Below are 13,932 nucleotides of genomic sequence, written 5' to 3' on the forward strand. Positions count from 1 at the left end.
CTGGCCAATCCGCGGCGGATGTGCATCCGCTCACGTCTCCGCGTCGCCGCTACCCGTCGCCGGCGCGCGGTCCGCACACAGCCGCCGGACGCACGAGAGCCCGGGAGCAGCAGCTCCCGGGCTCTCGTGGATCAGCTCTCCGTCACCCGCTCGCGCGGGCAGGGATCACTTGATGATCTTGGTGACCTTGCCCGAACCGATGGTCCGGCCGCCCTCGCGGATCGCGAAGCCGAGGCCCTCCTCCATGGCGATGGGCTGGATGAGCTCCACCGACATCTCGGTGTTGTCGCCGGGGAGAACCATCTCGGTGCCCTCGGGCAGCGTGATGACGCCGGTGACGTCCGTGGTGCGGAAGTAGAACTGCGGGCGGTAGTTCGAGTAGAACGGGTTGTCACGCCCACCCTCCGACTTGGACAGGATGTAGACCTGGCCCTCGAAGTTGGTGTGCGGCGTGTTGGTGCCCGGCTTCACGACGACCTGGCCGCGCTCGACGTCCTCGCGCTTGATGCCGCGGAGCAGGAGGCCGCAGTTCTCGCCGGCCCACGCCTCGTCCATCTGCTTGTGGAACATCTCGATGCCCGTGACCGTGGTCTTCTGGGCGTCGCGGATGCCGACGATCTCGACCTCGGAGTTGATCGGCAGCTTGCCGCGCTCGACCTTGCCGGTGACGACGGTGCCACGACCGGTGATCGTGAAGACGTCCTCGATCGGCATGAGGAACGGCTTGTCCATGTCGCGCTGCGGCTCCGGGACCGACTCGTCGACGGCGTCCATGAGCGCCTCGACCGTGGCGACCCACTCCGGGTCGCCCTCGAGGGCCTTGAGGCCCGAGACGCGGATGACCGGGGCGTCGTCGCCGTCGAAGCCCTGCGAGGACAGCAGCTCGCGGACCTCCATCTCGACGAGCTCGAGGATCTCCTCGTCGTCGACCATGTCGGACTTGTTGAGCGCGACGAGCAGGTACGGCACGCCGACCTGACGGGCGAGCAGGACGTGCTCACGCGTCTGGGCCATCGGGCCGTCGGTCGCGGCCACGACCAGGATGGCGCCGTCCATCTGCGCCGCACCCGTGATCATGTTCTTGATGTAGTCGGCGTGACCGGGGGCGTCGACGTGCGCGTAGTGACGCTTCTCGGTCTGGTACTCGACGTGCGCGATGTTGATCGTGATACCGCGCTGCTTCTCCTCCGGCGCCTTGTCGATCTCGTCGAACGGCGTGAAGGGGTTCAGGTCGGGGTGCTTGTCGTGCAGCACCTTCGAGATGGCAGCGGTGAGCGTCGTCTTGCCGTGGTCAACGTGGCCGATCGTGCCGATGTTGACGTGGGGCTTGGTCCGCTCGAACTTGGCCTTAGCCACTGTGGTTCCTCCTGGAACTCGGTAGTCGTTCGCCGGTCAGGGCGTTCCCTGGGGCGGTGTCCTACGGTCTGATGGGTCTTGTACTGCTGGGGTCGACCAGTGGGACTACTCGCCCCGGGTCTTCTTGATGATCTCCTCGGCGACGTTCCGAGGAACCTCGGCGTAGTTGCTGAACTGCATCGAGTACACGGCACGACCCTGGGTCTTGGACCGCAGGTCACCGATGTAGCCGAACAGCTCCGACAACGGAACCAGTGCGCGGACAACCTTAACCCCGCTGGCGTCCTCCATCGACTGGATCATGCCACGGCGGGAGTTGAGGTCGCCGATCACGTCGCCCATGTACTCCTCGGGCGTGCGCACCTCGACGTCCATGACCGGCTCGAGGATGACGGGGTCCGCCTTGCGGAAGCCCTCCTTCGCCACCATGGAGCCGGCGATCTTGAACGCCATCTCCGAGGAGTCGACGTCGTGGGCCGCGCCGTCGATGAGCGAGGCCTTGACCCCGACCATCGGGAAGCCCGCCAGCACGCCGGAGCTCAGGGCGTCCTGGATGCCGGCGTCGACGCTCGGGATGTACTCGCGCGGCACGCGACCACCGGTGACGGCGTTGACGAACTCGTACAGCTCGCCCTCCTCCGACTCCAGCGGCTCGAACGTGACCTGCACCTTCGCGAACTGGCCGGACCCACCCGTCTGCTTCTTGTGGGTGTAGTCGACCTTCTCCACCTTGCGGCGGATGGTCTCGCGGTAGGCGACCTGCGGCTTGCCGACGTTGGCCTCGACGTTGAACTCGCGACGCATGCGGTCCACGAGGATGTCGAGGTGCAGCTCGCCCATGCCCTTGATGACCGTCTGACCGGTCTCCTGGTCGAGCATGACCTGGAAGGTGGGGTCCTCCTCGGCGAGCTTCTGGATGGCGACGCCGAGCTTCTCCTGGTCGCCCTTCGTCTTCGGCTCGATCGCGACCTCGATGACCGGGTCCGGGAACGTCATGGACTCGAGCACGATCGGGTTCTGGAGGTCGCACAGGGTCTCCCCCGTGGTCACCTCCTTGAGCCCGATGAAGGCGTAGATGTGCCCGGCGGTGGCCTCCTCGACCGGCATCTCCTTGTTGGCGTGCATCTGGAAGAGCTTCCCGATGCGCTCCTTCTTACCCTTCGTGGCGTTGAGCACCTGGGCACCGGGCGTGATGCGGCCCGAGTAGATGCGCACGAAGGTGAGCTTGCCGAAGAAGGGGTGCGAGGCGACCTTGAACGCGAGCGCGGAGAACGGCGCCTCGAGGTCGGCCGGACGCGACAGCGCCTTCTCCTCGTCGCGCACGTCGTGACCCGTGACGTCGGGCACGTCGAGCGGCGAGGGGAGGTAGTCGATCACGGCGTCGAGCATGGGCTGGACGCCCTTGTTCTTGAACGCCGAACCGCACAGGACCGGGTAGGCCTGCGAGCTGATCGTCAGCTGGCGGATGCCGGCCTTGATCTCCGCCGTGGTGAGCTCCTCGCCGCCGAGGAACTTCTCGAGCAGCTCGTCGGAGGTCTCGGCGACGGCCTCGAGGAGCTCGCCGCGGTACTTCTCGGCGGCGTCCGCCAGGTCGGCCGGGATCTCCTCGACCGTGTAGTTCGCACCCATGGCGGTCTCACCGCGCCAGAGCAGCGCACGCATCTCGACCAGGTCGACGACGCCCTCGAACTCGTTCTCGGCGCCGATCGGCAGCTGGATGACCAGCGGCTTGGCACCGAGGCGGGAGACGATGGTGTCGACCGTGAAGTAGAAGTCGGCGCCGAGCTTGTCCATCTTGTTGACGAAGCAGATGCGCGGCACGTCGTACTTGTCGGCCTGGCGCCACACCGTCTCGGACTGCGGCTCCACACCCTCCTTGCCGTCGAAGACCGCGACGGCGCCGTCGAGCACGCGCAGCGAACGCTCGACCTCGACCGTGAAGTCCACGTGACCGGGGGTGTCGATGATGTTGATCTGGTTCTTGTTCCAGAAGCAGGTCACGGCGGCCGACGTGATCGTGATGCCGCGCTCCTTCTCCTGTTCCATCCAGTCGGTCGTCGAGGCGCCGTCGTGCGTCTCGCCGATCTTGTAGTTGACGCCGGTGTAGAACAGGATCCGCTCGGTCGTCGTGGTCTTGCCGGCGTCGATGTGCGCCATGATGCCGATGTTGCGGACCTTATTGAGGTCAGTCAGCACGTCCTGTGCCACAGGTGCTCATTTCTTCTCGGGTTGAGCAGGGAGAGGGTCACGCGTGCGCGCGACCGAGGGGGTGCGGGGGCCGGTCCGCCGGGGCGGACCGGCCGGCCCCGTGATCACCAGCGGTAGTGCGCGAACGCCCGGTTGGACTCGGCCATCTTGTGGACGTCCTCGCGACGCTTCACCGCGGCACCGAGGCCGTTGGAGGCGTCGAGGATCTCGTTCATGAGGCGCTCGGTCATGGTCTTCTCGCGACGCTGGCGCGAGTAGTCCACGAGCCACCGCATCGCCAGCGCCGTGGCGCGGGCCGGGCGGACCTCGATCGGGACCTGGTAGGTGGTACCACCGACGCGGCGGGACTTGACCTCGAGCGCGGGGCGCACGTTGTCGAGCGCGCGCTTGAGCACGGCGGCGGGGTCGCCCTGGGTCTTCTCGCGGACGCCCTCGAGCGCCTCGTAGACGATCCGCTCGGCGACGGACTTCTTGCCGTCCAGCAGCACGCGGTTGACGAGCTGGGTGACCGTGGGCGAGCCGTAGACCGGGTCGACGACGATCGGGCGCTTGGGTGCGGGGCCCTTACGAGGCATTACTTCTTCTCCTTCTTGGCGCCGTAGCGGCTGCGGGCCTGCTGACGGCCGCGGACACCCTGGGTGTCGAGCGCGCCGCGCACGATCTTGTAGCGGACACCGGGAAGGTCCTTCACACGGCCACCGCGCACGAGCACGATCGAGTGCTCCTGCAGGTTGTGACCGACGCCGGGGATGTAGGCCGTGACCTCCATCTGGCTGGACAGCTTCACGCGCGCGACCTTGCGGAGAGCCGAGTTCGGCTTCTTCGGGGTGGTCGTGTAGACGCGGGTGCAGACGCCGCGGCGCTGGGGCGAACCCTTGAGCGCGGGGGTCTTGGACTTGCTCGTCTTGGGCGAGCGGCCCTTGCGGACCAGCTGCTGAATCGTTGGCACTGCTTCTCCGTCTCGAGATGAGTGGTGTGGTACGGCGTCACTTCCTGCCCCGACACCGTGCCCCTACGCTGGAGACGGCCACCGGCAGCACCCTGGCACCTGGCCGGGCGGGACGCCGGTGGCTCGCAGCCACTCAGTGGCACCGGACTCCGGCTCGACGGGGTTGGCCCGGCGAGATCCGTGGTGGGTCGGTGACACGCGCACGTAGGAGCCCGCGCGTGCGGGCACCGCAGGAGACGGTACCGGAGCGGACCCGACACGTCAACGCAGCGAGAACGACGGCGGCCCGTCACCTCCGCAGAGGTGACGGGCCGCCGTCGTGGTGCCGGTCCGGTGCAGCCGGACTCAGCGGTAGTCGTCGTACCCGCGACCGAGGTCGAGCTCCTCCAGCGCGATCGCCTCGCCGGAGCCGGAGCCCACGGGCAGGTAGTCGATCTCGTCGTAGCCGAAGGCCGGGTACAGCTCGGCCTTCGCCTCCTCGGTGGGCTCGACGGCGACGTTGCGGTAGCGGGACAGGCCCGTGCCGGCCGGGATGAGCTTTCCGAGGATGACGTTCTCCTTGAGCCCGAGGAGGGAGTCGCGGCGACCGCTCATCGCGGCCTCCGTGAGCACCTTCGTCGTCTCCTGGAAGGACGCCGCCGAGAGCCACGAGTCCGTCGCGAGCGACGCCTTCGTGATACCCATCAGCTCCGGGCGGCCGGAGGCGGGGGTCCCACCCTCGGACACGACGCGACGGTTCTCGTCCTCGAACCGGCCGCGCTCGGCGATCTCGCCGGGCAGGAGGTTCGCGTCACCCGAGTCGAGCACGGTCACGCGGCGCAGCATCTGGCGCACGATGACCTCGATGTGCTTGTCGTGGATGTCCACGCCCTGGCTGCGGTAGGTCTCCTGCACCTGGTTGACCAGGTGCTTCTGGACCGCCTGCGGACCGAGGATGCGGAGCACCTTCTTCGGGTCGACGGCACCGGCCACGAGCTGCTGCCCGACGACGACGTGGTCGCCGTCCTGCACCAGCAGACGCGCACGCTTGGTGATCGGGTAGGCGATCTCCTCGCTGCCGTCGTCCGGCGTGATGACGAGACGACGGATGCGCTCGGAGTCGTCCACGGCCAGGCGGCCCGCGGCCTCGCTGATCGGGGCCTCACCCTTGGGGGTGCGGGCCTCGAACAGCTCCTGGACGCGCGGCAGACCCTGCGTGATGTCCTCCGCGGCGGCGATACCACCGGTGTGGAAGGTACGCATGGTCAGCTGCGTGCCCGGCTCACCGATCGACTGCGCCGCGATGATGCCGACGGCCTCGCCGACGTCCACGAGCTTGCCGGTCGCGAGCGAGCGGCCGTAGCACTTGGCGCAGGTGCCGACACGCGAGGTGCAGGTCAGGACCGAGCGGATCTTGATCGTCTCGACACCGGCGGCCACGAGCTTCTCGATCAGCACGTCACCGACGTCCTCGCCGGCCTCGGCCAGGACGGTGCCGTCCGGGTCCGCGACCTGCGTGGCCAGCGTGCGGGTGAACGCGCTGGTCTCGACCGACTCGGAGCGGACGGCGGTGCCGTCGCTGCCGACCTCGGCGATGACCGTCACGAGACCGCGCTCCGTGCCGCAGTCGTCCTCGCGGATGATGACGTCCTGCGAGACGTCGACGAGACGACGCGTGAGGTAGCCCGAGTCGGCCGTCCGCAGCGCGGTGTCCGCCAGTCCCTTGCGGGCTCCGTGCGTGGCGATGAAGTACTCCAGGACCGACAGACCCTCGCGGTAGTTCGAGGTGATCGGACGCGGGATGATCTCGCCCTTCGGGTTCGCCACGAGGCCGCGCATACCGGCGATCTGGCGCACCTGCATCCAGTTACCACGAGCGCCCGAACCGACCATCCGCTGGATGGTGTTGCGCGCGGGGAAGCTCTCGCGCATCGCCGCGGCGACCTCGTCGGTGGCCTTGGTCCAGATGTCGATGAGCTCGGAGCGGCGCTCCTCGTCCGTGATCAGACCACGCTCGTACTGGCCCTGCACCTTGACGGCCTGACCCTCGTAGGACTCGAGGATCTGCTTCTTGCTCTCCGGAGCCACGACGTCGCTGATGGCGATCGTGACGCCGGAGCGCGTGGCCCACGTGAACCCGGCGGCCTTGAGGGCGTCCAGGCTCGCCGCGACGGCGACCTTCGGGTAGCGCTCGGCCAGGTCGTTGACGATGACCGAGAGCTCCTTCTTGCCGACCACGCCGTTGACGAACGGGTAGTCGACGGGGAGCGTCTCGTTGAACAGGGCGCGGCCGAGCGTCGTGCGGAACAGGACGGGCTCGCCCTCGCTCCAGCCCTCGGGCGCCTCCCAGCCGATCGGCGGCACGAGGTCGGTCGTGCGGATCGTGACCTCGGCGTTCAGGTCGAGCTCACCGCGGTCGAACGCCATGATCGCCTCGGCGATCGAGGAGAACGAGCGGCCGGCGCCGTCGGCGTCGTCCTTGTCGCTCGTCAGGTGGTACAGACCGATGATCATGTCCTGCGAGGGCATGGTGACCGGGCGACCGTCGGACGGCTTGAGGATGTTGTTGCTCGAGAGCATCAGGATGCGCGCCTCGGCCTGGGCCTCGGCGGACAGCGGCAGGTGGACGGCCATCTGGTCACCGTCGAAGTCGGCGTTGAACGCGCCGCAGACGAGCGGGTGCAGGTGGATCGCCTTGCCCTCGACCAGCTGCGGCTCGAAGGCCTGGATACCCAGGCGGTGCAGCGTGGGTGCGCGGTTCAGCAGCACGGGGTGCTCGGTGATGACCTCCTCGAGCACGTCCCACACGACCGAGCGCGCGCGCTCGACCATGCGCTTGGCGCTCTTGATGTTCTGCGCGTGGTTGAGGTCCACGAGACGCTTCATCACGAACGGCTTGAACAGCTCCAGCGCCATCTGCTTGGGCAGACCGCACTGGTGCAGCTTGAGCTGCGGGCCGACGACGATGACCGAGCGGCCCGAGTAGTCGACGCGCTTGCCGAGGAGGTTCTGACGGAAGCGCCCCTGCTTGCCCTTGAGCATGTCGGAGATCGACTTGAGCGGACGGTTGCCCGGACCGGTGACCGGACGACCGCGGCGGCCGTTGTCGAACAGCGCGTCGACGGCCTCCTGGAGCATCCGCTTCTCGTTGTTCACGATGATCTCGGGCGCGCCGAGGTCGAGGAGACGCTTGAGGCGGTTGTTGCGGTTGATCACGCGGCGGTACAGGTCGTTGAGGTCGGAGGTCGCGAAGCGGCCACCGTCCAGCTGCACCATCGGACGGATGTCCGGCGGGATCACCGGGATGCAGTCCAGCACCATCCCGAGCGGCGAGTTCGTCGTCGTCATGAACGCGTTGACGACCTTGAGCCGCTTGAGGGCACGCGTCTTGCGCTGACCCTTGCCGCTGCGGATGATCTCGCGCAGGTTCTCGGACTCGGCCTCGAGGTCGAAGGTCTCCAGGCGACGCTTGATCGCCTGGGCGCCCATCGAGCCCGAGAAGTACTGGCCGTAGCGGACCTCGAGCTCGCGGTAGAGCAGCTCGTCACCCTCGAGGTCGGCGACCTTGAGGTTCTTGAAGCGGTCCCACACGCGCGCCAGGCGGTCGAGCTCGGCGTCGCTGCGCTTGCGGATCTGGGCCATCTCGCGCTCGGCGGAGTCACGGACGCGACGGCGCGCGTCGGCCTTGGCACCCTCCGCCTCGAGCGTCGCGACGTCGGCCTCGAGCTTCTTGGCGCGGGCGTCGACGTCGAGGTCGCGGCGCTTCGTGATCGCGTCGCGCTCGATGTCGATCTCGTTCTGGAGGCTCGGCAGGTCGGCGTGACGCTTCTCGTCGTCGACGTCCGTGATCATGTAGGCCGCGAAGTAGATGACCTTCTCGAGGTCCTTCGGGGCGAGGTCGAGCAGGTAGCCCAGGCGCGAGGGGACGCCCTTGAAGTACCAGATGTGCGTGACGGGCGCGGCGAGCTCGATGTGGCCCATGCGCTCGCGGCGGACCTTCGAGCGCGTGACCTCCACGCCGCAGCGCTCGCAGACGATGCCCTTAAAGCGCACGCGCTTGTACTTGCCGCAGTTGCACTCCCAGTCCCGGGTCGGGCCGAAGATCTTCTCGCAGAAGAGTCCGTCCTTCTCGGGCTTGAGGGTGCGGTAGTTGATCGTCTCGGGCTTCTTGACCTCGCCGTGGGACCAGGTCCGCACGTCCTCGGCCGAAGCGAGGCCGATGCGCAGCTCGTCGAAGACATTGACGTCGAGCAAGGTGTCCTACTTCCTTCGGTGTGTCACCGGTAAGTCGATATCTGTGGATCTCGCCGCCCGCGCCCGGCGGGGTGCGCGCTCTCGCGCACCCCGCCGGGCCGGCGGATCAGATCTCTTCGACGCTGCTGGCGTCGGGGCGACGGGAGAGGTCGATACCGAGCTCCTCAGCAGCGCGGTAGACCTCCTCGTCGGTGTCACGCATCTCGATGAGCGTGCCGTCGGCGGAGAGGACCTCGACGTTCAGGCAGAGCGACTGCATCTCCTTGATGAGCACCTTGAAGGACTCGGGGATGCCGGGCTCCGGGATGTTCTCGCCCTTGACGATCGCCTCGTACACCTTCACGCGGCCGGGGACGTCGTCGGACTTGATCGTCAGGAGCTCCTGGAGCGCGTAGGCGGCGCCGTACGCCTCGAGCGCCCACACCTCCATCTCGCCGAACCGCTGACCACCGAACTGCGCCTTACCACCCAGCGGCTGCTGCGTGATCATCGAGTACGGACCGGTCGAACGCGCGTGGATCTTGTCGTCGACCAGGTGGTGCAGCTTGAGGATGTACATGTAGCCGACCGAGACGGGCTCGGGGAACGGCTCACCGGAGCGACCGTCGAACAGCCGCGCCTTGCCCGTGGAGTTGATCAGGCGGTCGCCGTCGCGCGTGAGGAGCGTGGAGTCCAGGAGACCCGCCAGCTCGTCCTCACGGACGCCGTCGAACACCGGCGTGGCCACGGGGGTGCCGGGCTCCGCCTTAAGCGCCTCGGGCGGCAGGTTCTTCGCCCACGAGGGCACCTTGCCGGCCTTGGCGTCGGCGATGCCGGCGTCCCAGCCCGTCTTGGCGACCCACCCGAGGTGCGTCTCCAGGACCTGACCCACGTTCATGCGGCCGGGCACGCCCAGCGGGTTCAGCACGACGTCGAGCGGCGTGCCGTCCTCCAGGAACGGCATGTCCTCGACCGGGAGGATCTTGGAGATGACGCCCTTGTTGCCGTGACGGCCGGCGAGCTTGTCGCCGTCGGTGATCTTGCGGCGCTGCGCGATGTAGACGCGCACCATCTTGTTCACGCCGGGGGCAGCTCGTCGCCGTCCTCGCGGTCGAACTCGCGTACGCCGATGACCGTGCCGGACTCGCCGTGGGGCACCTTGAGCGAGGTGTCGCGCACCTCACGGGCCTTCTCGCCGAAGATGGCGCGCAGGAGGCGCTCCTCCGGGGTCAGCTCGGTCTCGCCCTTGGGCGTGACCTTGCCGACCAGCACGTCACCGGCACCGACCTCGGCACCAATCCGCACGATACCGCGCTCGTCGAGGTCCGCGAGGACCTCCTCGGAGACGTTCGGGATGTCCCGCGTGATCTCCTCCGGGCCGAGCTTGGTGTCGCGCGCGTCGACCTCGTGCTCCTCGATGTGGATCGAGGAGAGCACGTCGTCGGCCACGAGACGCTGGCTGAGGATGATCGCGTCCTCGTAGTTGTGGCCCTCCCACGACATGAACCCGACCAGCAGGTTGCGGCCGAGCGCGAGCTCGCCCTCGTCGGTGGCGGGACCGTCGGCCAGCACCGAGCCGACCTCGACGCGGGCGCCCTCGTCGACCAGCACGCGCTGGTTGTAGGACGTGCCCTGGTTGGAGCGCTGGAACTTCGCGACGCGGTAGGTGAACGACGTCGCGTCGTCCTGCGCCACGGTGATCGCGTCGGCCGAGACCTCGCTGACGACACCGGGCTTGGTCGCCACGATGACGTCACCGGCGTCGACGGCGGCGCGACGCTCCATGCCGGTGCCCACGAGCGGGGCCTCCGAGCGCACCAGCGGGACCGCCTGGCGCTGCATGTTCGCGCCCATGAGGGCGCGGTTGGCGTCGTCGTGCTCGAGGAACGGGATCATCGCGGTCGCGACGGACACCATCTGCCGCGGCGAGACGTCCATGTAGTCGACCTCGCCGGCGGGGACGAGCTCGGTCTCACCGCCGCGCGTGCGCACCAGCACGCGCTCGTCGGCGAACGTGCTCGTCTCGGTCAGCGTGGCGTTCGCCTGCGCGATGACGTAGCGGTCCTCGTCGTCGGCCGTGAGGTAGGTGACGTCGTCGGAGACCACGCCGTCCTCCCCCACCTTGCGGTAGGGCGTCTCGATGAAGCCGAACGGGTTGATCCGCGCGTACGTCGCGAGCGAACCGATGAGGCCGATGTTCGGACCCTCGGGGGTCTCGATCGGGCACATGCGGCCGTAGTGCGACGGGTGGACGTCACGGACCTCCATCGAGGCGCGGTCGCGGGAGAGACCACCCGGGCCGAGGGCCGACAGACGCCGCTTGTGCGTCAGGCCCGCGAGCGGGTTGTTCTGGTCCATGAACTGCGACAGCTGGCTCGTGCCGAAGAACTCCTTGATGGAGGCGACGACGGGCCGGATGTTGATCAACGTCTGGGGCGTGATGGCCTCGACGTCCTGCGTCGTCATGCGCTCGCGCACGACGCGCTCCATCCGCGACAGGCCCGTGCGGACCTGGTTCTGGATGAGCTCGCCGACGGCGCGGATGCGACGGTTGCCGAAGTGGTCGATGTCGTCGGTCTCGACGTGCACGGTCGCGCGCGCGTCGGCCGGGCCGATCTCGACCTCGTCGACGCCGCGGTGCAGGGCGGCGAGGTACTTCACCGTCGCCACGATGTCGGCGACCTGGAGGACCGACTCGGTCAGCTCGGCATCGCGCCCCAGCTTCTTGTTCAGCTTGTAGCGGCCGACCTTCGCGAGGTCGTAGCGCTTGGAGTTGAAGTAGAAGTTGTCGAGCAGCGCCTGACCCGCCTCGACCGTCGGGGGCTCGCCCGGACGCGTCTTGCGGTAGATGTCGACGAGCGCCTCGTCCTGCGTGGTGACGGCGTCCTTCTCGAGGAGCTCGAGCACGACGGGGAACTCGGCGAACTCCTCGCGGATCTCCGTCTCGGTCATGCCGAGGGCCTTGAGGAAGACCGTGACCGACTGCTTGCGCTTGCGGTCGATGCGGACACCGACGGCGTCGCGCTTGTCGATCTCGAACTCGAGCCACGCACCGCGGCTCGGGATCATCTTGGCGGTGAAGACGTCCTTGTCCGACGTCTTGTCGGCGATCCGCTCGAAGTAGACGCCCGGGGAGCGCACGAGCTGGGAGACGACGACGCGCTCCGTGCCGTTGATGACGAACGTGCCGCGCTCGGTCATGAGCGGGAAGTCGCCCATGAAGACCGTCTGCGACTTGATCTCACCGGTCGTGTAGTTGACGAACTCCGCCGTGACGAACAGCGGCGCGGAGAAGGTGAAGTCCTTCTCCTTGCACTCCTCGACCGAGTACTTGGCCGGCTCGAAGCGGTGGTCGCGGAAGGACAGCGACATGGTGTTGCCGAGGTCCTCGATCGGGGAGATCTCGGCGAAGATCTCCTCGAGACCCGAGGAGGCGGGAACCGACTGGTTCCGCTCGGCGGCCTCCTGCACACGGGCGCGCCAGCGCTCGTTGCCCAGGAGCCAGTCGAAGCTGTTGGTCTGGAGACCGAGCAGGTCGGGTGCCTGCATGGGCTCGGAGATCTTGGCGAAGGAAACCCTTCGCGAGGCGGTGCGGTTGGCGATGGCGTCAGCGATCGAAGGGTTGCTCGAGGCAGCCAAGAGGGATCCTTCCCTACGAAAAGGGTGTTCTCAGACGTCGTTCTGCTTACCCCAGGTTCGCCAGGCGAGGACCGGTTCGTGAGCCATGTGGGCTCGCGTCCGAGGGCATCACCGAGCACGCAGCGAGGGTTGGGGGCACAGGACAGCGCAAAGCGCGAGCATACCCACGGATCCGGGCGCGGTCAACCCCACCCCTCGGGACCCGTGATCGGCCTCCCCGTCGAGACCGGTCTGGCGTCCGCCGCACGTCGTCGTGCGACAGGCAGTCTGCCCCACCCGGGTGGGATCCGTCGAGTCGTGCGCCCGGCGTGGCGCACGACGCTCGTCGTCCATCGCCTCGCCCGGCACGGGCCGGGGACGCCGCAGGGCCCGTACCGCGTGCGGTACGGGCCCTGCAGGTGGTGCGTCGCGGCCGTGGCCGCGGAGAGATCGCGAGGGGCGATCAGATCACTTGACGGTGACCGTGGCGCCGGCGCCCTCGAGCTGCTCCTTGGCCTTGTCCGCGGCCTCCTTGTTCGCGCCCTCGAGGACGGGCTTGGGAGCGCCGTCCACCAGGTCCTTGGCCTCCTTCAGACCGAGACCCGTGATGGCGCGCACCTCCTTGATGACCGCGATCTTCTGCGAACCGACGGACTCGAGGACGACGTCGAACTCCGTCTTCTCCTCGACCTCCTCGGCGGCGGCGCCACCGGCGGGGGCGGCGACGGCGACGGCGGCCGGAGCGGCGGCCGTGACCTCGAAGACCTCTTCGAACTGCTTCACGAACTCGTTGAGCTCGATGAGCGTGAGCTCCTTGAAAGCGTCAATGAGCTCGTCGGTGGTGAGCTTCGCCATGATCGGCGTTCCTTCCTGTCTGTGTTCCCAGCGCGTGCTGCGCGAGACCTGGTGTGGGGTGGGTGACGTCGCAGGACCCGAGGGTCAGGCGGCGTCCGCCTGCTTCTCGCGCAGGGCGTCGATGGTGCGGACCGCCTGCGACGCGGGAGCGGTGAAGAGGTACGCAGCCTGGTAGAGCTTCGCCTTCATCGCACCGGCCGCCTTGGCCAGCAGCACCTCGCGGGACTCGAGGTCCGCGAGGGCGGTGATCTCGGCAGGAGTGATCTCCTTGCCGTCGAGCACACCGGTCTTGACGACCAGTGCGGGGTTCGCCTTGGCGAAGTCGCGCAGACCCTTGGCCGCGGTCACCGGGTCACCGGTGATGAACGCGATGGCCGAGGGCCCGGAGAGCTGCTGTGCGAAGCTCTCCAGCCCGACCTCGCGCGCCGCGATCGCGGTCAGCGTGTTCTTCGCCACGGCGTAGTGCGCCTCCGACCCGAGGGCCTTGCGCAGCGCCTTGAGCTGGGCGACCGTGAGGCCGCGGTACTCGGTGAGCACCGCCGCGCCCGAGTCGCGGAAGAGCTGAGTCAGCTCGGCGACCGCTGCCGCCTTGTCCGGCCTCGCCATGGCATTCCTTTCCGATGGTGACCACCGGCCTCGAGAACGAAGAAGAGCCCCGTGCACAGGCACGGGGCTCGGATCGGCGCCGGGGCGCCCTCTCGTTGCTCGAACCTGCGCAGGCTTCCCTGAGGAAC

Annotated in this window: 7 protein-coding genes and 1 pseudogene; all 8 read right to left on the reverse strand. The window is 68.1% G+C overall.

Annotated elements, in window-relative coordinates; genetic code table 11:
- Positions 1 to 165: 165 nt before the first annotated feature.
- Positions 166 to 1,356 carry an elongation factor Tu gene (gene tuf, locus QQK22_RS11110; RefSeq protein WP_284251008.1) on the reverse strand — a complete coding sequence of 397 codons (1,191 nt, stop codon included), beginning with the start codon at positions 1,354 to 1,356 and terminating at the stop codon, positions 166 to 168.
- A gap of 105 nt (positions 1,357 to 1,461) precedes the next feature.
- Entirely contained in the window at positions 1,462 to 3,564 is a 2,103-nt protein-coding gene (gene fusA, locus QQK22_RS11115) for an elongation factor G (protein ID WP_284251009.1), read from the reverse strand.
- A gap of 104 nt (positions 3,565 to 3,668) precedes the next feature.
- Positions 3,669 to 4,139, reverse strand: coding sequence for a 30S ribosomal protein S7 (gene rpsG / locus QQK22_RS11120; RefSeq protein ID WP_284251010.1), 471 nt, complete (start codon positions 4,137 to 4,139; stop codon positions 3,669 to 3,671).
- Positions 4,139 to 4,513: a 30S ribosomal protein S12 gene (rpsL, locus tag QQK22_RS11125; protein ID WP_284251011.1), complete on the reverse strand. Its 375-nt coding sequence runs from the start codon at positions 4,511 to 4,513 to the stop codon at positions 4,139 to 4,141. The genes rpsG and rpsL overlap by 1 nt, the downstream gene beginning before the upstream one ends.
- 345 nt (positions 4,514 to 4,858) lie before the next feature.
- Positions 4,859 to 8,746, reverse strand: a complete 3,888-nt coding sequence (locus QQK22_RS11130; RefSeq protein WP_284251012.1) for a DNA-directed RNA polymerase subunit beta' — start codon at positions 8,744 to 8,746, stop codon at positions 4,859 to 4,861.
- A gap of 106 nt (positions 8,747 to 8,852) precedes the next feature.
- Positions 8,853 to 12,364, reverse strand: a pseudogene (rpoB, locus tag QQK22_RS11135) (DNA-directed RNA polymerase subunit beta).
- 447 nt (positions 12,365 to 12,811) lie between these two features.
- Positions 12,812 to 13,198 carry a 50S ribosomal protein L7/L12 gene (gene rplL / locus QQK22_RS11140; protein ID WP_284251013.1) on the reverse strand — a complete coding sequence of 129 codons (387 nt, stop codon included), beginning with the start codon at positions 13,196 to 13,198 and terminating at the stop codon, positions 12,812 to 12,814.
- A gap of 84 nt (positions 13,199 to 13,282) precedes the next feature.
- The gene (gene rplJ / locus QQK22_RS11145) at positions 13,283 to 13,804 is read right to left on the reverse strand and encodes a 50S ribosomal protein L10 (RefSeq protein ID WP_284251014.1); all 522 of its coding nucleotides are present in this window, start codon (positions 13,802 to 13,804) and stop codon (positions 13,283 to 13,285) included.
- Between the last annotated feature and the right edge of the window lie 128 nt (positions 13,805 to 13,932).

It is taken from the genome of Litorihabitans aurantiacus, from assembly GCF_030161595.1.
Classification (GTDB): Bacteria; Actinomycetota; Actinomycetes; order Actinomycetales; family Beutenbergiaceae; genus Litorihabitans; species Litorihabitans aurantiacus.

Excerpts from the sequence above, each read along its gene's own strand:
- rplL (WP_284251013.1), bottom strand. The coding sequence starts at position 13,198 with ATGGCGAAGCTCACCACCGACGAGCTCATTGACGCTTTCAAGGAGCTC.
- rplJ (WP_284251014.1), bottom strand. The coding sequence starts at position 13,804 with ATGGCGAGGCCGGACAAGGCGGCAGCGGTCGCCGAGCTGACTCAGCTC.
- rpsG (WP_284251010.1), bottom strand. The coding sequence starts at position 4,139 with ATGCCTCGTAAGGGCCCCGCACCCAAGCGCCCGATCGTCGTCGACCCG.